General features: G+C 33.3%; 16 protein-coding genes. 1 reads left to right on the top strand and 15 read right to left on the bottom strand.

What is annotated here, in order from left to right; translation table 11 throughout:
- Positions 1–9 precede the first annotated feature (9 nt).
- The 3 genes from ACNRYB_RS20675 to ACNRYB_RS20665 are packed head-to-tail and all read right to left on the bottom strand — an operon-like array spanning position 10 to position 6,574.
- Positions 10–5,013 carry an Ig-like domain-containing protein gene (locus ACNRYB_RS20675; protein ID WP_473728576.1) on the bottom strand — a complete coding sequence of 1,668 codons (5,004 nt, stop codon included), beginning with the start codon at positions 5,011–5,013 and terminating at the stop codon, positions 10–12.
- Positions 5,013–5,870, bottom strand: coding sequence for a hypothetical protein (locus ACNRYB_RS20670; RefSeq protein ID WP_473728575.1), 858 nt, complete (start codon positions 5,868–5,870; stop codon positions 5,013–5,015). The genes ACNRYB_RS20675 and ACNRYB_RS20670 overlap by 1 nt, the downstream gene beginning before the upstream one ends.
- Entirely contained in the window at positions 5,870–6,574 is a 705-nt protein-coding gene (locus tag ACNRYB_RS20665) for a hypothetical protein (RefSeq protein ID WP_473728574.1), read from the bottom strand. The genes ACNRYB_RS20670 and ACNRYB_RS20665 overlap by 1 nt, the downstream gene beginning before the upstream one ends.
- A 109-nt stretch (positions 6,575–6,683) precedes the next feature.
- Between ACNRYB_RS20665 and ACNRYB_RS20660 the strand changes: the two genes are divergently transcribed.
- On the top strand, positions 6,684–6,920 hold the full coding sequence (locus ACNRYB_RS20660; protein WP_473728573.1) for a hypothetical protein: 237 nt from the start codon (positions 6,684–6,686) through the stop codon (positions 6,918–6,920).
- A 48-nt stretch (positions 6,921–6,968) separates the two neighbouring features.
- Here ACNRYB_RS20660 and ACNRYB_RS20655 read toward each other — a convergent pair whose 3' ends face one another.
- The 12 genes from ACNRYB_RS20655 to ACNRYB_RS20600 form a co-directional block, all read right to left on the bottom strand.
- Entirely contained in the window at positions 6,969–8,051 is a 1,083-nt protein-coding gene (locus ACNRYB_RS20655) for a hypothetical protein (RefSeq protein ID WP_473728572.1), read from the bottom strand.
- A 61-nt stretch (positions 8,052–8,112) separates the two neighbouring features.
- Positions 8,113–9,462: a hypothetical protein gene (locus tag ACNRYB_RS20650; RefSeq protein WP_473728571.1), complete on the bottom strand. Its 1,350-nt coding sequence runs from the start codon at positions 9,460–9,462 to the stop codon at positions 8,113–8,115.
- A 25-nt stretch (positions 9,463–9,487) separates the two neighbouring features.
- Positions 9,488–10,681 carry a hypothetical protein gene (locus tag ACNRYB_RS20645; RefSeq protein WP_473728570.1) on the bottom strand — a complete coding sequence of 398 codons (1,194 nt, stop codon included), beginning with the start codon at positions 10,679–10,681 and terminating at the stop codon, positions 9,488–9,490.
- A 129-nt stretch (positions 10,682–10,810) separates the two neighbouring features.
- On the bottom strand, positions 10,811–11,107 hold the full coding sequence (locus ACNRYB_RS20640) for a hypothetical protein (protein WP_473728569.1): 297 nt from the start codon (positions 11,105–11,107) through the stop codon (positions 10,811–10,813).
- Between the two features lie 64 nt (positions 11,108–11,171).
- Positions 11,172–13,586 carry a hypothetical protein gene (locus tag ACNRYB_RS20635; protein ID WP_473728568.1) on the bottom strand — a complete coding sequence of 805 codons (2,415 nt, stop codon included), beginning with the start codon at positions 13,584–13,586 and terminating at the stop codon, positions 11,172–11,174.
- A gap of 3 nt (positions 13,587–13,589) precedes the next feature.
- Positions 13,590–15,812, bottom strand: a complete 2,223-nt coding sequence (locus tag ACNRYB_RS20630; RefSeq protein ID WP_473728567.1) for a hypothetical protein — start codon at positions 15,810–15,812, stop codon at positions 13,590–13,592.
- Complete coding sequence (locus ACNRYB_RS20625; protein WP_473728566.1) at positions 15,809–16,153, bottom strand: hypothetical protein; 345 nt, start codon at positions 16,151–16,153, stop codon at positions 15,809–15,811. The genes ACNRYB_RS20630 and ACNRYB_RS20625 overlap by 4 nt, the downstream gene beginning before the upstream one ends.
- Positions 16,150–16,731, bottom strand: a complete 582-nt coding sequence (locus ACNRYB_RS20620) for a hypothetical protein (protein ID WP_473728565.1) — start codon at positions 16,729–16,731, stop codon at positions 16,150–16,152. Before ACNRYB_RS20620 ends, ACNRYB_RS20625 begins: the two co-directional genes overlap by 4 nt.
- Before the next feature lie 76 nt (positions 16,732–16,807).
- Positions 16,808–17,488, bottom strand: a complete 681-nt coding sequence (locus ACNRYB_RS20615; RefSeq protein ID WP_473728564.1) for a hypothetical protein — start codon at positions 17,486–17,488, stop codon at positions 16,808–16,810.
- Between the two features lie 3 nt (positions 17,489–17,491).
- On the bottom strand, positions 17,492–18,064 hold the full coding sequence (locus tag ACNRYB_RS20610) for a glycoside hydrolase family 108 protein (protein WP_473728563.1): 573 nt from the start codon (positions 18,062–18,064) through the stop codon (positions 17,492–17,494).
- Positions 18,065–18,066: 2 nt separating this feature from the next.
- Positions 18,067–18,624, bottom strand: coding sequence for a hypothetical protein (locus tag ACNRYB_RS20605; RefSeq protein WP_473728562.1), 558 nt, complete (start codon positions 18,622–18,624; stop codon positions 18,067–18,069).
- An 11-nt stretch (positions 18,625–18,635) separates the two neighbouring features.
- The gene (locus ACNRYB_RS20600) at positions 18,636–22,106 is read right to left on the bottom strand and encodes a hypothetical protein (protein WP_473728561.1); all 3,471 of its coding nucleotides are present in this window, start codon (positions 22,104–22,106) and stop codon (positions 18,636–18,638) included.
- Positions 22,107–22,179 lie beyond the last annotated feature (73 nt).

Here is a 22,179-nt window from a genome sequence, read left to right as displayed (position 1 = left end):
CTTAAATTTTTATATTGTTCCTGTATTCAAAATAGTACCATCTGAATCAATTTCCCACCATGTAACGCCGTCATTAATAAACTTGTTTGTTGTAGAATATCCGAAAAGACCAAAATCAGTATCTCCTTTTATGTTGGTATAGAATCTGGCAGGAGTAGTCTGTAAAAAGAACTTCATTGATTTTGTTTTCGCAAGCGAAGTTTTGTTTGCATCATCATAAAAGCCCCAAACTATCTTGTCGTTTCCAATTTTTAAATTTTCTTCTGGTATAGGACACACTCCATTAAAAGTCCATGCAGTTCCAGAAGTACCAGTCACTCGTATTTTTATTGTTGTTGGAGTTGCAGAAGTTTTATTAAACAGTAATGTTCCATTACCATCTGTAGCTTCTGTAACATTATCGGCGATATCTGACTGCACTACTGTAAAATCAGGTTCTATGTTTCCAGTATCTTCAAATGTACTTCCGTTATAACTGTAAATATGAAATCCAGTTTTTAGACCTAAGAGACCTGAGTAACTAACTGGCGGACCAGGATTTAATCCATCACCTACATACTTAGAATCAGAAACTTTAACATCATTATAATATATTTCAAATCTGTCAGGAACACTCTGAGCATCATATTTAATTCCAGTAAATCCAGTAGATGTTCCCACATTAATTACAGCTTCATAAACGCCAGTAGCACCTCCTGCAGTAACAGAAGCAGAACAAGGCACACCAAGGCTAATAAAAATTGAAGCAGTTGAGCTGCATACTCCGTTATCAACCTTGTAAACCAAAACATCATCATAATTAGCAGAACCATCATGAGTATATGTAATTGTTTTGTCTGTATTTACTATCGCGGTTCCATGCAGAGGGTTCGTGAAAATAGTCACGGTAACATCTGCAGGATTAATATCATCATTTGCAAGCACATTCACATTCACGCTTCCGCCAACTGTTGCATTTGCATTATCATCTGATAATACCGGCTTACGGTTAGTATAATCCCAAATCAGATATAAAATTTCATCAGTATCTGATCTGTTGAATAGAAAGTTTCCGAATTTTGTATCTGAATAGCCAGGCTCGATTAAAGATGAAATGCTTATAAAATTTGCAGCAGAGAGAATAGTATCAATGTTTGAGGCATTGTAAACCGTATCTGTTATCAGGAATCCCATTCTGTTGCATTCTTCCAATGAAAATTCACCAGAAGTTGTCATGTCTTTAAAGGCTTGCATTGTGAAAATAGAATTGTTCAAAGGGAACTTGCCAACTCCTTCAATTCCTGTTTCAGTGAAAAACTTGCTTACAGGACTTGTGCCAAAAGCATCGTCGCTAGAATATAATACAGAACTTCCCCATTTAAATCGAGTTGTTGTATTTTTACCAACATCTTCAGTATCATTTACAATTATGCTCACAATCTTTAGTTCAGATCCAACAGGACATACATTACCAATTGAATAGCTGATTGATTCTGAAGCTACAGGAGTAATGGTTACTGTCACAATATTCTGAACCAAACTCGTTCTAGCAAAAGTTAAATTGCCTAAACCTGTTACATTTGAAACAACATGGTCAACTTCATTAAATCTGGCTACTATTGTCGCATTTCCGACAGTAATATTATAATTTAATATAATATCTCCACTCAGGTCATTTAGCTTAAACTCGTAAACGAATACACCTTTCTGATCATCTTTTATAATTTCATTTCCGCACGACAATTGAAGCAGGCGTACAGGCTCTTCACCAACAGAAAACATATACTGCTTTGTATATCCATCATAACCGCCAAGCATTTTTGCATTAGGCTGTGAAATGAATAAATCTCTAAACCAATCCTGCATTCCTTTTGTGATTGCTGTGGTACCGTCAATAGATAATCTTGTAATTTCTCCCTGTTCCGGATTTGCATAGTAAATCTGATAATTGTTTTCAGCAAAACTTTCTGGGTGCTTTCCAATGCCATTGCTACCTAAATAAGTTATTTCTGAACCTAATGTTTTATCAATAGAACCCACGTTTGAAGAGCCGTCAACATTGTACAAAACATCTTTTTCAAACATTACTTTAGAAGCCTTACGCTCTTTTAAAACAAGAATATCGTTATCTCGGCTATGAAGCTTCTGAATGCTTCCATACTGCTTATCCAATTCTTTGAAATTTCCAGTAGCAGTATTAAAAACATTAAGTCCATTAATATTTCCGCTTTCAATATATGCTTCTCCAAAAATCAAATCAGTTGATCGCCGAATCGCTTTGTATTGTTCAATAGCTGCAATTGAAGGTCTTAAATCTACATTCAAAAACTCCTTATTAAATGCATCTTTAATTATATAACTTTCGGCACCATTGCCCATGCAATAGCAGTTGAAAAAATCCAAGTCAATTATTGCAGGAAGAACACTTGTCTGATTCTGCAGATTACCCTGATGCTGTCCGTTAATAATTTCAAACGTCTGCTCAGTTTCATAATATAACTCTTCATCTGTAGATTTCTTTTCTTCAGTTTCAAGAATTATCAAGCCATTTGCTGCAGTTATATTGACCGAACCAGTTAAATAAGAAGGGTGCTGTCCATTTCCATTTAATTCATTATGGATTCGTAAGAAATACTTTCCTGCTGGATCTTCAACAAAAAATTTAATTCCAAACATGCTAACCAATTTGCCTCGTACCACGCCATTAGTATCATAGCTAAATTCACCTGTGTTACCTCCAACTTCTGTATCATACCAAAGTTTAAAATTGTCGTAGTCAGCAGTAGCAAAAAATGTTTTTTCAAATTTTTTATTGCCTCCAGAACTTCCATACTTTACATTTTCAAGAAGAATGTCTATGCGAGAACCTTGTTTTATTGGCAGGTCATTATTCTCTGAATCTACAAATGGACCTATTCCCATGTCAAAATTATCTCCTTCGCTTTGCCTTTTTCCCGTGAATTCTTGAAATCCACCAGAAATATAATCCATAGAAATCCCAGCAGGCGGTTTTACCTTTATATAATTCCCTTGAAGTTCTTTTATTTCATTTCCATCAGGATCAATATTTCCCTCTATAAAGTTCTTTGGCTGAGAGGTTTTTTCTAGAACTTTAAGTTTTGTTAATGTTGCGACAAAACCTTCAGTATCTCGCTTAACGATTAAGTTATCTCCAACAGATACTTTGTCATAGTTGTCATTCTCCATTTTTATCCATCGGAATAAACCGTCAGTATAAAAAATAGTTGCATATATGGTCTGATAGCCGAGAGGTCGCTGTTTTATAACAAACTTGTATCTGTCTGCGAAAGCAGGCGGATTGCTTGACAATATAATTTTTAAAGTGTTTTTAGACAATGCTAAATTATGGTCTATGAAAACCGTATTATTTAATTGGGTCAATACTGTTGTTGAACGGTTAAACCCATCCATATACACAATTCCGACTTCAATACTTCTGTTAGTTTTTAAAGAGGAAACATTGCCTATTTCATAGAATAAGACGTTTGAATCTAATTGAAATGGCCAGTATATTGTTTTATCGTCAGCTGGAGGGCCATCTTTGTGAAAAACAAGCTGAGGAGATTTAATGGAAATTGAAGATGCCGTATAACCGTCAATAGAAAAAGGAGTATTTGATTGTAATGTATAGCCATCTAATCCAGACACTGTGTAGTTTGACAGAAATATATTTGTTATTAAGTCATTGACAAAGAAAATGAAATCTTCATCCTGTGCAAGTTCTGAAGCATCTTCAAAATCTTTATAAAGATTAAATGGAAAATTTCCATTAAACTCAGTTTCTGGAGAACTTGTGCTTCTAAGTGATATAAATATATTAATCTTGCTTCCTGACTTTAATTCTTTTCCTGCAAGATTAATATTTAAAATATCATTTGGTGTACTTCCCGAAGTTCCTAAAGTTATCGGCAATGGAGATCCTGCCAAACTATTTGAAACAATAGAAAGGTTGTACATCGGTTTGATCTTTTGTCCATTAATATCAATCAGATCATATCCCTCTAAAAAATTACCCATTACGAGCAAGTTGCCAATAATTGTCTGAGCCTTTGCTTTTCTTGGCACATTGTCATAAGCCCTGTACAGTTCTTTTTCTGGAAAAACGGTATAAATCTTATTGTTTGAAAAAACAAAGCTTCTTAGTTCATTATCTCCCCATCCTTCTTTCTCCTTATTGAAAGTTTCAATATTATAAATACTGTTGCTGTTTGTAGATTTTACGGCAACTTTTATGTCTGTAACCCTTTTGTCGCCTGTATTGATTGTTATTCTTACTGCGTTGTAAGAATTAAGCATACCCAAGTTATCCAAAACTTCATAATCAAGCTTAAATGAACCGGGATAGAAAACGTAATTAGTATATGAAGACAGGGCGCTATACTCGCCGTCCAAGTATTTGTATTTATATGAAAATGTCAAAAATCTTTCCTCGATATCATTACTTGAACCTGGAATAAAAGTTGGCTGCACTCTTGGTGCGAATCTCGGCGGTTTCTTAATAAGGAAAATATCTTCTTTTTCAAATCCATTGGCGCCATAAGTTTTTGCACGCTCAATATTGAAGCATAATGGCTCTAAATTATCGTCATTGATAATCATTAAATCTTTTTCTGGCGTAGAAGTGACCACTTTAGTCATGGCCGTGATTAAAAAGTTCTCTTTCCAATCCAAAACACGATTCGGAATAGCTCTAGTATCTTCCAACACTTTAACGGCAACAGCATTTACCACATCATATTCAATGAAAAAGCATCCGATATCGGATTTAACAGCCCAATAAAGCTTTTTATTAGTTTCATCCGCGCCAGTTCCTAATGTGATCGGATTTGGCCCCAAATTTAGATTGGTAAGCTTTCTGTTTGAAAATGAATTTTGGATGGCTCCAAGATCAGATCCTTCAGATTCCAAAATAAGAATATTTTCTGCATAGCGATATTGACCGTCTTGCAGTAGACGTTCATCAATATCTTGTTCCATATGTCCGGAAATAAAGGTTCTTCTTAAATCAGCCATTATAAGTATTTTGATTTTGATCGCAATACGCGATTAATTTTATTTAAATCTATTCCAGCGAAATCCTTTATTGCTTTGTGCTTTAAAGTCCTGTATTCGAGTTTTGCTCTTACTTTTTCATTTGCAGGAACAGTCTGCCTTTTTTCAATGCAGCCATAATAAGCCCATGCTTTTACAGCTTCTTCTATGTATTTGTGTACAGTTATTTCTTTGGCATCAATATATTCCAAGTACAGTCCATCAGATAAGTACTGAAGAACAATTTCTCTGTTGACGAGATTGTCACTAAGGATTAGCTTTCCATTATTAATATCAACTTTAAACTCTCCGTATTTAGTCATTTTTGAAGTATCGGAAAAAGCAAAACTTCCATCGCAATCGGGACCACTTAATCCCTCGCTTCGATAAGGAATGTTATATGCATTCGAAGCATCCGCGGTTAATATTCCTCCCTCATCATCAAATAGAATCTTTGCTTCATCATCTTGCAAATATCCTGTAGCGGTATTTATTGCGTTGTTTTCATCCAGCGATTTTAAATATCTTTTTCCGTTATCGGGATCTATCTGCACAACCGATACATCAACCCACTTAACATAATTTTGAGGAAGAACAATGAAAGATTCTTCTCCAACTGTCATTTCAATTTCTAAAATTGATGCTGCCGTATCTTTGGATAATTTTTTTATGCCATTTTTAGCGTGCAGAATGATAAGATTACGGTTTGTATTCTTTATGTAGCTGTCAGAGTCTAACCTTGCAGCAGCGACCATTTCATCAATAATATCCTTTAAAGTTGTAAATTGATAGTTCCCATGCGAATCAGGATTGTTGTAATATTGTTCAGCCGTTTCCATCAGTTAGAATTTTCTTTGTTGTATGTCTTGATTTCCTCTTCGTTTCCAGATTCTTTTAAATCATTTTCTTTTAGGTTTATTCCGAATTTCACGCAAAGCCTATTCACTATTTCGTCAAATTCAGATTCATGCATGTCGATATCGCTAAAGTCAGGTGCATCAGGATTGAAAGTCTCAGCTCCATTTAATGTAGTAAAAGTCCATTTAGGCTTTTTCAATTTTCGTCTGTAGCTTGCAATAACATTATTTTGAATGGTAGATGGAAGAATTTCGACACTGTTTCCTGCGCGTAAGCCAATAGGAAAATCAGCAGATGGCTGAGTATGTTTAAATCTCTTTATAAGGTTAAATTCTGAAGCGTTTTTAGATAGTTCAACTTCACCATTGGTAGTAGTGTAAAAAATTGAATTTAGATAATGTAAATCTTCTGGAAGAGTAAACTTTCCAGCTGAAAAAGCTAATTCTTCGCTAGGTTTTAAATAAAAATCCATTTTCTCCTGAAGCAAATCCACGATATTCTGATCTCCTGGATTAACTAGACCTTTATTCAAACGGTTTGTCCACTTGTTTAACTCAAATGGATATTCCTCGAAAATTTCACACAGAACCTTATACAATGCCAGATTAAAAGCAAATGGTTTCATATTACCTCTAATCTCGGTATTCGCAAGCATTCTAAGTGTTTGGTAAACTCTATCGATCATGTCGCTTTATATAGAAATAATTTATACTAAGTACAAATGTAATCAATTTTTAGTATAAATTTATTGCACTAAATATGTAAATTGTTTATACTTTTATTTAAAACGAAATATGATTGAAAAAGTAAAAATATTAATTGATGATTATCATAATAAAACAGGAGGGAAGTGTGGATTTAGCATACCAGATATTCAGCAGCAATCGAATGTTTCAACAGATGATTTAAAACCAATTTTACGCCAGTTATATGAAGAAAAATACATATTTGTTAGGGAAGGGCTAAACGGAAAACTTATTTTCAGAGAACCGAAAAGCAAAAGCAGTAGAACAAAAAAGCCCGCTCAATAGCGGGCTAATCCGAGACTGGGAATGTCTGAACCAAACTAAAATGGTATTTTATGTAAGTTTAGTCAAGATTTGATTGTTAATCCAATCTAAATCATTCTTTTTAAGATTTGCCACCTCTTTACCAAATAATTCTAAGTATTTAGCTCTAGCAGAATCTATATTAGCAGAATCATATCCTTCTGTAGTTCCTGCACTTGTATCTGTTTGAGTAGCCAAGCCAGTTTTGCCAAGATCTCCATCAGGGACTAAATTTGTATCTTTATTTTCCTGTGCAACTTCTAGTCTTGCATCTGCCAAAGCTTTCGCTTTTACTTCGGCATATAGTTCATCTCTTATTTGAGCCTCTGTCTTTACTGGAAGATTCTGAGCATTATCAGCGGTTCTGGTGCCAACATTCGTTGTTGCCTCTAAAACGTCTACTTTTTCACCAATTCTTTGAAGAACAGCAGTTGATTTTTCTGTTTTGGTAGCTAAAAACTCCCCAAACTTATCAATTCCATTTTCTCCTTCAGCAACTCTAACGATAACACCTTCGTTATCTTCATTCCATAAAACAGCGGTCTGAAATGCATTATATTTTACAATTCCCTTTGTGAAAGCTAATGCAGCCATAAATCTACCGTCAAAGTTTTTCTTATTTAATTCTTTCAAATATGCAGTACTATGATTTCTAGCATATTTCAATAACTCTGCTTTACATTTAAATGGATCCCAATTTGCAGCATCTAATGAAATGATAATCATTGCCATTGCTTTTAATCTTAAATTATCTTTTTCTTCGATAATTGAATTTGAAGCTATAGTAATTTTTTCAAAATTATCAATTTCTTCTTTAGCCGCGGCTTCTTCATTAACTAAATAATATTTAGTATTAAACCATGGGTGAGCTTGTAATAGTTCATTTAGAACTTTATCGTCTGGATTTACTCTAATTTCCCCGTCGTCAAACCAAAGTGGTCTTGGTTTTGTGTCGCCTTTGTGGTCTTCTTTATAAAAAGAATTTGCCCCCGGAACATACTGTATTTCTTTCTGGTAGTTTTCACCATTTATTTCTCTAGTCACCAAAATACCTCTTAGTGGCAATTGAAACGCTCCGCTTGTTTTACCGCTTTTTAATTTGTAAATATTCATATATTTTGTATTAGGTTAAAAAAATACAGGAGCGCCGTATTACAACGCTCCTGTTATTAATTTAGGCGTAAGCTGCGTTACGTCTTCCAATGAAGTACTCATTTGCGCCAGCCAACTGATTAAGCTGTTCTTGCGTGAAGTGAGATTCCATAGTATCTTTTTTATGGTCTGTAAATCCAGGACCAAAAAGTTTTACCTGTTTTTTTCTATTAGTAGCTCCAGATTTACGGTAACGGATAGACAAGTATGGAACATCTTTAGTTTCTCCATCTTGGTTGATAGCTTTATTACCTGCAGGAACTATAATGAATGCTGGAGCAGTTGCTTTAAAGTGTTCTGCACCCATAAACTGAGTATCATCCAAAATACGCAATGCAGTGATAAAGAAAGTAATTCCCATCAATGTAACAGAAATAAAATCCAAATCTAACGACATTTGTTTGCTGTTGTTGAAGATACCGTAGTTTCCGCCGTTTACAAAGCTTGCGTTTACTCCACCCAACATCGTGTTGAATTTGAACATTTGCATGTGGTCAGCCCAAATAGTATAAGAAGTACATCCTCCTTGCTGCTTAATACGGTAAGCAATATCATTTAAATCGTCGATAGTCTCAATGTACTCATTAGCAACATTTCCTCTTTCTTCAATTTGCTGAACTATTCCTTTCATACCTCTTGTTTTTCCTGCAGCAGTAGAGGCAGCAGCATCGGCAGCTCTTCTGTGGAAAGTATGGGTAATCTCGGCAAGGTTATCAAAGTAACGAGAGTGATTTCCCAATTCATAGTTAAACCACATTGGGCCATCATCTGTCATTAACCAAGTATCGTGTGCTCTGTCTGAATCATTAATATCATAAAAACCTTTTATGATATGAGTATGATTTCTGTAGATTGCAGGATCCCAATGGAAACCAGTAGTGAAGTTTTCAGTCCCTTTTGCAAAACGGTTTGATCCGCTAAATAAAGTGACATTTCCTGCAAAAGCAAATGATGCAGCAGTATCGCTCAATGCAGTAAATACTTTAGAAGTAGAAACTGCTGTAACGATTGCCTGATCTTCATTTGTACCATCAGAAATGATAATTACATCATCTACACGAAGCTGATGATCGGTTGGTGAAGTAAACACGTTTCCTGCAACAGCCACGTTTTTAGAAATAGTATGCAGGCGGTTTTGTTCTCCCCATTGAATCTGATCGGAAGCATAAGTGCTTTCAGATCCTGTCATACGTGTAAAACCTAAAATAGAGCCTTTTCCATATCTCAAGTGAAATTTAGAAACAAGTTCTGGTTTGTAGATCATTGCGTAATCGTATGGATCGATAAAATTCGCTGAAGATTTAATTGTATTGGCTGGCCTATCAATGACAGCAGGCCCCAATAAGTTATTATCTGGTAATTCGAAAGCCATGATTTTTTAGATTTAGAAGTGAAAATTAATATGTGAATTTCATACCAAATCCAGTTTGTTCTTGAAAGATATCAGACTGCTTAGAACTGTTCCCATTATTAGGAAGCCTGTTTCTGTTTAAGTTGATATTGTTTTCATTTTCTTGAAGTCTAAGTGTTGTGTCGGCGATAGCCTTGTTAACAATAGCAGAAACTTCTTTTTCCCAGTTCTTTTGATCTAATCGCCAGATTGCTTTTGCAAATGCTTCGTGATTAAATCCTTTTTCGGTATTAAAGAGCCTTGCAGCAGTTTGATCAATATCTGCAGACAAAGAAATCATATTCTTTTTGTCGTCAGCATCATATTCGTAATCAAAACTTAGGGTTTCTTTAGTACCATTATTATCAAATTCTACGCTTAAGGAAGTCGGAGCGACACTGTCCACTGCAACCTGCATATCTTTTTGGTAGGCTTGATGTTTTTTCATGTGATCTTCATAGATCGATTTTTCTACTTTTTGTCCATTCTCCAAAGTAATCATTTCAACTCCTTCGTTTCCTGGATCTTCTTTTGCTAAAGGCGTTTTGTATTTCTCCTGTTCAGCTAATAGACTGTTTCGGTAATCTCTTACAAACTCATTTAGTTTAGCTTTTTCAAGTGCCGTAAGTTCGTCTAAACCGTCAATATCAACACCTATTTTTTCTTCAATGTAAGTAACCAAATCTTCTCTGTCAAGAGTATCGTCTCCAAGATTCTTTTTAGCTAAAGCAATTGCAAGATCATTAACGGGTATCTCATTGATGTTCTCTTGAAGTTTTTGATAATCCGCAAAACCTCTTCCGGTTTCTTTTACAAAATCTAAGAAGCTTTTTACTTCTGGATTTTCAATAACTGAAGAATAAGGGTTTTCGGCAGGCGCAGACTGTCTTTCTTGCAATAGGTCTTCAATTTTTTCAAATTTTCCGCCTTTTTTTCTTAAAAACTCAGCAACTTGTTCTTCTGATGGCTCTATAACATCTTTATTTTCATCCTTTTTTTCTGGATCAACGACATCTTTACCTTGATCATCATTAGAATCAGGTTTTTCAGTTTCATCAGGCTTATTTTTATCATCTACATTTTCATCACCTTTATTTGGATCAGTTGCGTTGTTTTCTAAGCCTTTTTTTGCATCTTCACCTGAATTATTATCAGTTTGATCTAATGCGTTCATCATATCAGGATTAATACCAAATGCCATAATAAATAAATTTTCGTTATAGTTACGACAAATGTAATAAAAAATAATTATAAGTGTAAATTATTTACACAAAAAAAAGCTGGAGCGAAATTCCAGCTTTTTTTTGAATATGTGTTTTTCTTTTCTTCTCTATATGGTAAGAGATTGATGCAATTTTATTTTCCTCGAAATTTCCGCCAGATAATCTGATCCAATTGAAGTTGCTAAATTATAGTTCGGAATTTGCTTAATTGGAGACGTTTTATGGCTGTTGTCACTAACAACCTCCTTTAATTGCTCACATACTAACGAAGTGTTAATAGTAAAATCTGGCTGTAAAACTGTTTTCTCAATTTTTACCTTTTCCTGTTGTTTTTCTTTTACCGTGTTGGCAGATACGGCAAATGAAAAACTAATAATTAATAATCCTGCTAAGAGCTTTTTCATTTTTAAATAATTTAAATTAATAATTAGAAAATCAAATTTACATAATTAGTATAAATAAATTACACTAATTTTGAAATAAATTTTCAATATCAAAAGTATTTTCAAAATCTATTGGACCAGAATCATTTTTTCTCTGTTCTATCATTTCAGAATTCTGTGATGCCTGTCTGTCCAAACGTGCATCTTTTGCTTGTTCTTTAAACGCATCTGATTCTATTTTAGTCGCAGATTTAATTCTTTCCAAATATACTTCTTGATTGAACTCTTCTTCTCTTACCGGAGCTTCAATTCTTTGTTTCTCTGCAAATTCATTAAGCCTTATCACAGAAGATTTTGCTTCGTATTCTAAATCAATTTCTTTCTGTTGTGCATAAGCTTGTGTTTTTGCTGCTTGCGCTGCTTGTGCCGAAGCAATATCATTTTGGCTTTTTTCTTTTTGTAACATGGATTGCTCTTCAAGTCTCTGTTTGATTCGTTTTCTTCTGCGATACTTCATGTATTCCAAAGCTAGCTTAATATTTGTTTTTGCAATTCTTTCAGTTTCAATTTTATCTTCTACATCAATAGTTCCCTCTTTCATTGCGATTGCTAAATCACCTTCCAATTTATCCAACTCCTTTTGCGCTGGAACCATTTCAATGATAAAACCAAATTCATGCAAACTTCTGTCGGCCAATACTTCTAAGCTATCTACAAGGTGTTTGCCAACAGCATTTTCATATATGCGTTTTAGATACCCAGATTTATCATGTTTGAAAATAGAATGTATTCTTGTAGAAATTACTTCAGACACCTTTTTGTTAAACCAAGTTGCTGCATCAACAATATCTTTTGTAACTGTATTACTTGCTAATTCAGCCATTTTATTTACGCCAAGTAAAGCATCTGCAGGCAAAGATCCATCACGTGCAGGGTTTACACCCGTAATGTCTCTAATCAGATTGTAATAATGCGCCCAAGTATTTAATAAAGGAACTAATGCACTTCCCTGAGAATTGCTCATTGGTCTTGCTCCAGAACTGTCTTTCATTCCCATTTCACCCATGTCAACACGCTCTTTAAGCACAACACCTTTGGTGTTAAGTAAATTAAGAGCCATAACCCAATTTTCCTTTTTCTTGTTTCCTTCTCCTTGTTCCAAATTTGCAAGAGAATCTAAATCAATTTCAATAAGGTCTGGTTTCAATTCCGCAACTAATTGCTGTATTTTAAGATGCTGGCGCTGCAGTTGCTTAGCCATAGGCTCAATATCAGAAAGAAAAGATCTTAATTTGTTTTCATATATGTTAGTTGCTATAGTAACGAAAGGAGGAAGTGCTTTATTCATGTCGTCTCGAACGAGATTCTCACACTCTTTATATCCGTATAATGTATCGGCACCAATAATATAGTTCCCTTCATACCAAGTATCTAGTGTTTTTGAAGACTTCAATTCCTTCATGTTTTCAGGAGGATTAAAATTATCGTCCTTTTTGGCTACTTTTTTAATCTGGCCTTTCTTATTCAATACTTTTTTATAAGTAATTGTTTTTGCCGACTTATAAGCAAATCGCATTACATGAATACGCATATCAAGGATATCATTGATACTGCAGGTATCATAATTTATTTCAGAAAAAAATGATCCAGGACCAGCCTGTTTCTTTGCTATTTTTCTCAAAGTGTCATTATCAAATCCACTTTCTCTTTTTATATCGTTAATGCTAATGGTATCTACTTCAAAATGATAAAATGCATCTGAAAAATCCTCTTTTTCGACCATACTGTGTCCGTAATTTTCTGGATTTACGGACTTTACTTTTATTCCATCATTTGAATCAGTCCATATCCTAGCAGATGCGATACCAATGTCAACTAAGTTTTTGTTCTTTGTTTTTTCTATATATTCATAATCATTTACATCTTTTGTGTATTTGATCATTATCTCTTCTGCAATTTCAATTCTAGGACGGTCTTTTATTTCGATAAAAAGATTTAATTCTTCTTCATCTTCCGGAACAAAGCCTTTTGGAGTTAAATCAATTCCAGAAAGCTCTCTATATCTTTCAAGCATAGGTTTTGCATACATTTTTGTTTTTAAAATGTTTATCCTGTCTTGTTTAAGCTTAACAGAAAGCGCATCCGTCGATCTAATATCTAAATTATAGAATTTATCGCTAATACCATTTGATACAATTCGGCAGAACTTCTGAGAAATATTTAACTGTTCCCAATCTAAATTGATGTAATCTAAATCTCCGTCGTTTCTTGAAATCCAGCTTTTATCATTTTCAGTGCTTCCTTCTCCGCGAATAAATAATCTTTTCTTACGAATCCAATCACGTCTGGTCATAAAATTGCAATTTTTATTCATGATACCGCCATTAAACCACTCACTTTCTATGAAGTGGCACATTTGCAAACCATATTCGTTTGTAGCTTTCTCTGAATCAGGAGCTAAAGGATCTGGAATTTTGTATGTGTTTTTTGTAGTACTCATGGCTTATTCTTTAATGGTTGATAGATTACCTTTGTTGTTGTATCTTGTAAAAGGGATGGTTTTCTTTTTTCGTTCTTTTAGTTTTATTTCTAATTTTTGATTGCCTAACCTAGAAAGCGACGAACCGATGTAAGCATCGTATTTTGTTCTCTGGGTTGGGTCAACATCTTTCCATTGGCCTAGAGTTCTTGTAAAAGACATATTTCCCATTTCTCCTTCAGGCCTATTAGTAGATTCTCTTGCAACGCCAACATGGTCTTCTATGTAACTTTCTATGGCATAAAATTGCTGATCCCCAACTTTTGAATCTTGTGGTGGAATTCCACCGTATTCTTTTTCGGTATCGCTTAAATCTGTCCAGTTTTTAAAAGGATTATTCATGCTGAAATGGCGATAACCTCTATCTTTAAATGTTGTAAGGAATTTTTCATTAGACAACTCGGCCATCATTGGCATAGAAAAGTATACGCAGCACATAATAACGTCCTCAAAAAAAAGTTCGACCTTAGCAGGACGATCAATATATTCAAGAAAAAAACATTCATTTGGGAAATGACTTGTATTGGTTTTAGTTGAACCAATTATCGCACCTTTAGAACCTCTGCTATCGACTGTTTTGCTTCGGTTGTAAGGATCTACGCCAAAGCACCCTATGTGTGTAGCTAAGGGGGCCCAGGCTAACACGCCATTAATAAATTTTTTCTCTCTTTTATTTTTAAATTCATCAGATGGATGACAACCTTTCTTTATCCAAAAACGACCTTCTGGATTTGGATTCCACTTTACACTTGTGTCTGGAATTCCGTTTTCCCATGAAAAATTTCCTCGTTCGATTTCATCGGGCATCAATTCATTTTCATTATGGTCAATCTGTTCAGTAATTTTAACTAGATTGAACGAACAATCAGTTGCTTCATCACGGAATGCGTCCCGGTCTGTATCTGGATATTGTCTTAATTGTTCATTATAATCTTCAGGATCGTCTTTTAATGCATCTAATTCCTGTTTTAAATACCTAGCAGCTCCAATTTCTGTAGTATCTCCCAAATCAGTCATGACTTCTTCTTTAGGATCATCTACAATTGAAAAACCATAAATATCAAAGAAGCCTTCTTGACAATATTTTGCAGGAATAAAAATTCTATACAATCCAGATTGTGTTTGATTATTAGCTGTCCTTTTTGTCGGGTCACTATTATCATATACTTTTTTAAATTCAGCTCCACCATCTTTCATTGCATTTACAGTAGAACCAGTCATTGCTTTACCTACAATTCTTCTTCCTAAACGATGTGAAGTTTTAACAATTGACCAATATCTTGTAAATGGTACATCTTTTGGGAATTTTCCACATTCATCAATTGCCGAACGGTAAATTTTCCCTCCATCCATTTTATTTAAAACTGTTGCATGCCATTTTATTTTTGTATTTAAGCCATCATCCGTTTCTTTTGTTTTAATTTTATCTCCAGCTTTTCTTTTTTTAGTAGGTTCAGAGAAAGACAATTCTTTTTTAGGAGTTGTTGTACCATCCCAAATAGGCATAAAGAAAAAAGGCATTGTTTTGAAAGAATAAACCATTCTGTCAAATAACTCCTGAGCATCATCACCTGTTTTAGAAATAAGACCTATCTTTTTGTTTTCGACTACAGTTCCAGCATTTAACATTTCTGCTAAACATAACGCAGACCATCCAAAACGTCTATTTTTTACATAACAAATTCCATAAGATCTTTCATCAGCCTTACATGCTTCCCAATAAATCATTAATTCGTTTTGGATTATACGGAAATTAGGAAAACCTTCTTCTTGTTCCATCCATTGCAAGAACATGTAGTATAGTCCAGTAATATATACTGCTTTTCCGTTAATATAAATCCAAATTCCTTCTTCTCTCCTTCGGAACTCTTCTTCTATATACTCGCTATATTTTGGACTAAACTGATTTTCTTCAGTTAATCCTTCCTTCAAAGGCTTGCGTTCCCAAATTTGATTTTTGGAAGTCTTATCCCAATTAATAATTTGTTTGTGTTCTGGTTTTTCGGGAAAACCAATAAGAAGTCCATTGATTTCATAAATATCTCCAAGTGTTCCATCTTTAGAAATAATTATAACATCAATCTCTTTATCATAGCCATATTTCCAAGATTTAGCTTTATTACGAGCTAATCTTGTTTTATTGTCTATAACTTCTTCCTCCAGTTTATCTCCTAAATAGAATATCATTTATTTTCTGCATGTTTTTTTGCCCAGGATCTTTTTGGTTTAGAAGAATCTTCTTCTAATGGTAAATCTGGATTATATATATATTCTAACTTCTCAATTTTATCAAGCATTAGATCTACCTCGTCCAATGCAATTCTTCTTTTTTTAATTGCATCAAGAAATTTTTGTTCTGTTTGACTGTCATCTCCATCCTGCTCAATTTTATCCTGCAATAAATCCTTATCAGCCACTGAAAATGTTTTATCAATAAGATCTTTATACTTTTCAATTAATTCTAAAGTCTTTTCTTTTCGATAATTCTTGATTTCGTCTAAACTTTCTTTTCCTAAATTTTCACTCATACCGCTAATACATGTTTAGTTGTTATCCAATACAATGTTTCGTATTTGAAGAAAAATGGAATTCCGGAACCTGGCTTTATATAAATCTCCGTTCCATTTTCAACCCCAATTTCTTCTAGTGCCTTATTTCTGTACTTAACTTTAGCCTTTCCTTCTACAATTTTTTTATTTTGGACCGTGATTAAAGAGGTTTCTATTTTTGGAACTTCATAAATAAAAGCGACCATAAGATTTTCTTTAAATCCTTTCCATTCAGCCTTTTCATTTTCTCGGTAAAGGATAATCATATCAGATTCAATCTTGAAATGATTTTTGTCTCTGTCAACTAAGTGAATGCTTTCCTGGACTCCCTCTTTATAAATCTGTTTATAGAGAATAGTTGCATCAAAAATTATTTCATACCCTTTTTCTAATCCGAAATGTTCTTGTAGAATAGGGCAGGAGACAATTTTTCCTATTCTATTAACCGATCTGTCTCTAGACATTTTCTTATCAACAAATAATTTCATGTTGCCTATTTCAACAAGATCCCTGTAAGGGTCTTTAACTTCTATAATAAAGTGCTGTAAACCTTCCATATTATTTTGATTCAGTTAGTGTAAAAAAATAAATTTTAAATGTAAATAATTTACACTAAAATGTACATAAAAATTATTACCTCTTTAAATTTAAAATCGATTTCTTTATGCCTATCAATCCAAAATCCTGACCGTTTACTCTCATATATTCCCCAGAAAAAATATCACCACGTTTATTTTGAAAATCAACATCAAACTTATAAACGCCTCGGTTTAGCTCCTTGTTTATTCCGAAGGAAGCACCAATTAAAACTCTTAAGTAAGTTTCTTTCTGTTTGACTTCAATTGGAATTTCTATTGATTTTTTTGTATAGCTCGGTGTGATTTCCAGAACTTCTCCGCGAACAATTCCATTGACATTTAATATCAGATGATCATCTTCGAATTTTGATGAAAACTGATTCAATTCAATAGCCTTTTCATAAGACTTCTGCTTTAAAGTATCACTCTGTAATTTTGCAAAGTCTGATTTAAGCTTTTCATTTTCTGCCAAAAGTTTTTTGTTTAAAGGATTTTCCACATAAACCAATCCATCTTTCTTTGTTTCATTAGCCGGAATCTGTTTAATTTCAATTGGCTTTGATGTTGGTTTTTTAGATTTGAATGTAGATTTTACTTCCGGAGTTTTTACCGTAACCTTTTTTACTGATTCAGTCTGTGAAGAACAGCCTTTAAGCCATATTGAAAGAAAAAGAAGAATCCATCCTAAGTAACCAAGTACTTTTTTAATATCGATATTTAATAAGTTGATTTGCATGTCTTATAATTTATATTTGAAATCTGATAATCTATTTTTCCACCCTTTTAAAAATTTCTTTTGAGACGGATTATTCTTTACTATATCATCAAAAAACTTTTCACGTGCTGCATAAATTTTGTAGAACAGAGACTCTGCATCTGCATCTATAATCTCGTTTAACTTTGAAATTGTTTTTGGACCAACAATACCATCTTCAGTTAATCCCATAATTCTTTGAGGAATTACAATACCCCACTTTCCAGAAGCCCAATACCAGTCAACTAAAATGTTAGCAATAGATTGGTTTTTTATACTATTTGCCTGCCATTTATCCCAATATTTTTTCAATACTAGGTTGAAATCTTCTTTAGATAATAAGCGTATATCTTTATCGTCTATTTTTCCATCGTTATTTTTGTCATAGCCAACCAATTTCCAAGTGTTCAAAGTGACTCCCATATTTGTAGAACCACCTTTATCATCAGGGTCATTTACATATCCGCCTTCCCATTTGGCTATTATCGGCGATAATTTTTCGATTTTTGATGAAACAAAAACCGATTTATTAAATAATGATTTTTCGAAATTTGCCATAATTATTCAGATTTATCTTGATCTGGAAACAAATCATTTAAGTTTCCAGTTTTTTCAAAGTTGTATAACCGCTCCATTATAAAAGAAGGAGGAAACTGTTTATTAGAAAGGATATACAAATTCTTTAATGCTTTTCCACCAGGCCAAAGAAGTGTGGAAACCTGTATAAGTGTTCTATATCCATCTGCAAGTATATTTTGTCCAGCAGTTATTGCTATCATTTCAAGCATAGTATATGCGAGAATTAAAATGGCGGCCATCTTAGCATTTTTTAAGATAAATTCTTCCCATGAAAATGAGTTCATCTCTAAGTGATACCATACACCAACACCTAGGTTTAGAATCAGGGCAGCAATGATTAAAATTGAAAACCTTTTATTTTCAATAAACCACCCTGAAAGCCCCTCAAAAATCATTACAATTGGCCCAAGAGTTGAAATTACCTGAAAAAAATATTTAAGCTTATCTATAAAGCTTGGTTGATTATCCGCAAGCAAAGCTATTTTGCTTAAAAATTTTAAGATCATAGTAGGTATATATTTAGTTATTGAATTTGTCATTTTATATGGATTTATGTAATTCTCTTTTTCAGATATCCTGTTGAACTTTCAAAATATGTATCTCCAACTTGTATAATTCCACCAGCTGCCGCTGCTGCATCGTCTGCATAAGTCAGCATATTTGTAGATGAAATTCCGTAAGGAGTAGTAAAACTATTTTTAATTCCAATATTATTGACGAAATAAGCTTTTGAATTTGTAGGTAAAATATTTGGAAAAGTGGTTGCTGTTGTGGTTGGATCTACAACTCCATTAACTTTAGCATAGCAGTTAACAACTTGCAAAGACTGGTTGTTTGTGAAGTTTGTATCAGCAAAATCACATATTTTTGAACCAGTTGCAATCTGAAGGTTAAGGTCAATGTAAAATCTATTGCTGAAAACTAATGAAGTGCCTTTTTTAAATAATGTTCCTAAAGCAGAAAATCCTATAACATTACTATTGGTAAGCTTCCATCCAGACCAATTACCATCTAATGTAAATCCGTCTGATAAGCCATAGAAACCACAGGTAGTTCCTGTAAATTGTCGATATCCTTTTAATATTCCTAATGAAGAGCAATTTATAAAATTAACATCATTAAATTCAATTGCATGTGATCCGTCAGAGTCTGTCAGATTAAAAACACTTCCTATTCCTGAATTATATTGAATATCTTTGGTTACTAAATTACCGCTATTTCCGGCAGGACTTATGTAAATAGATTCACCAGATACATTTTTGTTTATTTGTGAAACATCGAAGCCATATCCGGCAATAGTTAAGCCACTTGAAGGAACTCTTATATATTCACCCGCCAATAATGTTATAGATCCGTCAATTATGTAGGTAATATTTGAAGATAATGTTTTATTTACCAAATCAACTTTATCTCTAATTACAATTTCTTTTGCTTTTTCCTTAAATGTTAGTCCTAAATCAATAGCTGACACATTAGCACCATAAGAAGTAGTATTAGTTTTTAGTGTTCCATTAATATCAAAAGTAGATGAGGAAGTAACAGAAGTAAATAGATAATTCGGTGTATCATAAATTACAGAACAGCTTCCATTAAATATAGTAGACAAAATACTTGAACCGGTTATAAATTCATTTGCAACTCTAAACGTCGAGTTGTTAAATGTAAAATTTGATAAATTAGAATAATTTAAAGAAGATATTCTACCTATAAAATTTTCAAAAATAACAGTTCTTGAGTTTCCAGTATTTGTAAAATTTAAGGTCTTAGTAAGTGAACTCGAACCTGTTATTTTTGTTATACCTGATCCATTATCATTTATAACTCTTATTGTAATAGCGGCGTCTACATCAAATATTGAAAAGTTTATATTCATATTTGCACCTCCTGTGCTTTTAAAAACAAATGTACCTCCTGTACCTCTAACTTCTTTTATATTTATAGTTACCGTTCCAGTACCTCCTGCAGCCAAAACATTTACTGTTCCGTTGGTTGTTTTGGTTATTTTATTTACCGTAAAATTTAAATCTGTGGTTATACCGTTTGCTAGTATTGTTCCTGTACCCATTTGCAATTCGTTTACAGTAACTATTCCGTTTACACCGAAGATCTGTCCACCTAGCGTGTTTGATAAAATATTACATGAAAAATTAATAGTTCCAGAGTTAAAAAATCCCCCAGTACCAGATATAGAACAATTTATCGTGAAATTATTACAGGAAACAGCTATGATATTAGAAGAACCAGCAGTATTGAAAGAAGTCGCTATTGAACTATTAAATATAAGATTACATTTTTTTGTATCAATTGTAACATATTTATTTACTGCAAGCGTAAACCTGTCTTCGGTAATAGAAAAATTAAAACTTCCTGTACCTAAGCATTGGATTTTTAAATTTCTATTTGGCATTTTTCCTAAATTCCTTACAACATTATTATCTATATATAATAATGTCCATTCCGATCCATCATCAACAGGTAATGCAGCGTATGCAGCAGCATCTGTTTTAAATGGTCTAGCCTTATTTTCAATCTGACCTGTTGCATCAACTCCATTTACAGTATCTAGAAAAACTGTAAAAGGAGTAAAAGGTGATATTTTTATTTTTTTTGTTGATGCATCCAAATCAGCACCTTCTACTCTCAAGTAGGTATCAATTTCAAATACTTGTACCCCTTGAGCATTTTGAATAGATATTTTATCATTAATCGGAGTAGGGTCTTCAATTACATCTCCAAAAACATTTATAAAAGAAACAGGAACACCAACTTGTCCAACTGGAATATCAGGTCTTTGAGCTACAGTTAAACTTTCAGTTCCTACTGTTTTTACAATTGTATTATCATCTTTAAACCAAATCAAATCGATTCTTTTATGATTAGTGGTTGATGCAACATTTATAGTTGTTATAAATTGCGCAGGGTTATTTCTGATTGTTTTATTTATTAATGCTACATATTGAGTGGCAGGATATGTGAATGTATTTACTGATCTAGTTGGTGGAACAGATGATATTAATGTATCAGGTTGATAGATTGCATCTATATCAGCTTTTAAATTTCCTGCATTTCCTGTGTAAGTGCCTTTATCTAATTTTAAAGCATCACCTGCGTTTACAGCGTCAACAGTTGGGTATTTTTGACCTGTTCCATCGGTTACAAGTGAATTTTGTTTATTGATTTTGTCTTCTTTTCCTGAGATATCTTGTGTACCTCCAAGATTATCCCAAACAGTTCCTGTCCAAGCCCAATTAATATCTGTATCAAGTGCATTATATACATCTCCTATAGTTAATCCAGTAGAAGGAAGACTCGCATAATTTGGAACATTTCCTTTAAATCTGTAAACGCTAGAAATTTTTCCGTCAACTTCTAGTTTTGTATAATAGTTGTTCGCTAAATTAGAAGCCACATCATCGATTTCATTTTTCAAATCTTGGCCCGTACCAGAATAACCGCCATGATCTAATTTAGAATCCAACGCGATATTTATATCTTCTATTTCAGAAATCCACTCTTTTGTTTCCCAATACAAACTATAAATTGTTTCATTGGATAATTCACCTATATACAAACCGTTATATGGTTGCACTTCGAAAATGAAGTAATCTGTTTGGTTACTTATTGAAGTAACTTTCAAAGTAAAAAAGTTGTTAGGATCTCTAGGGTTGTCAATGCCAATAAATAAATCTTCTATTTCTGATAGAAAATCGAAAAGAATGCTTAAATCGTAATTACCTAAAGTCTTTTTATTAAAAATTAAGCTAGAAAAATTATTTACATCAGTTTCATTATTATTTGTAAAAAATGCTCCAGGAGTGGTATAATCAACATCAGGAGTTAATTCATTAAAAAACTGATACTGAATTACATTTTTTCCATTTACACCATTAATAAGGTTAACAATAGACTGCAAAGAAAAGTTTCTGGTCTTTCCATTTTTGTCTTTGCTTCCAATTAGATAGTCAAGAAGATCAGGCAGATCTTCTAATGCATATATAATTTTATTGTTAATCTTCGCCATTATAGTTGCAGTTGATAATAAAAACAAAGATAATAGAATTTATTTATATTGTGTAAATAATTTACATTTGTAG

The sequence above is a fragment of the Flavobacterium sp. CR10 genome (assembly GCF_055814415.1).
The sequence above is the reverse complement of the archived record's forward strand: the minus strand, read 5'-3'. Positions and strand labels throughout refer to the sequence as shown.

Bases quoted from the DNA above. Each gene is read 5' to 3' on its own strand.
- ACNRYB_RS20675 (WP_473728576.1), bottom strand. From the start codon at position 5,013: ATGGCTGATTTAAGAAGAACCTTTATTTCCGGACATATGGAACAAGAT.
- ACNRYB_RS20670 (WP_473728575.1), bottom strand. From the start codon at position 5,870: ATGGAAACGGCTGAACAATATTACAACAATCCTGATTCGCATGGGAAC.
- ACNRYB_RS20665 (WP_473728574.1), bottom strand. From the start codon at position 6,574: ATGATCGATAGAGTTTACCAAACACTTAGAATGCTTGCGAATACCGAG.
- ACNRYB_RS20660 (WP_473728573.1), top strand. From the start codon at position 6,684: ATGATTGAAAAAGTAAAAATATTAATTGATGATTATCATAATAAAACA.
- ACNRYB_RS20655 (WP_473728572.1), bottom strand. From the start codon at position 8,051: ATGAATATTTACAAATTAAAAAGCGGTAAAACAAGCGGAGCGTTTCAA.
- ACNRYB_RS20650 (WP_473728571.1), bottom strand. From the start codon at position 9,462: ATGGCTTTCGAATTACCAGATAATAACTTATTGGGGCCTGCTGTCATT.
- ACNRYB_RS20645 (WP_473728570.1), bottom strand. From the start codon at position 10,681: ATGGCATTTGGTATTAATCCTGATATGATGAACGCATTAGATCAAACT.
- ACNRYB_RS20640 (WP_473728569.1), bottom strand. From the start codon at position 11,107: ATGAAAAAGCTCTTAGCAGGATTATTAATTATTAGTTTTTCATTTGCC.
- ACNRYB_RS20635 (WP_473728568.1), bottom strand. From the start codon at position 13,586: ATGAGTACTACAAAAAACACATACAAAATTCCAGATCCTTTAGCTCCT.
- ACNRYB_RS20630 (WP_473728567.1), bottom strand. From the start codon at position 15,812: ATGATATTCTATTTAGGAGATAAACTGGAGGAAGAAGTTATAGACAAT.
- ACNRYB_RS20625 (WP_473728566.1), bottom strand. From the start codon at position 16,153: ATGAGTGAAAATTTAGGAAAAGAAAGTTTAGACGAAATCAAGAATTAT.
- ACNRYB_RS20620 (WP_473728565.1), bottom strand. From the start codon at position 16,731: ATGGAAGGTTTACAGCACTTTATTATAGAAGTTAAAGACCCTTACAGG.
- ACNRYB_RS20615 (WP_473728564.1), bottom strand. From the start codon at position 17,488: ATGCAAATCAACTTATTAAATATCGATATTAAAAAAGTACTTGGTTAC.
- ACNRYB_RS20610 (WP_473728563.1), bottom strand. From the start codon at position 18,064: ATGGCAAATTTCGAAAAATCATTATTTAATAAATCGGTTTTTGTTTCA.
- ACNRYB_RS20605 (WP_473728562.1), bottom strand. From the start codon at position 18,624: ATGACAAATTCAATAACTAAATATATACCTACTATGATCTTAAAATTT.
- ACNRYB_RS20600 (WP_473728561.1), bottom strand. From the start codon at position 22,106: ATGGCGAAGATTAACAATAAAATTATATATGCATTAGAAGATCTGCCT.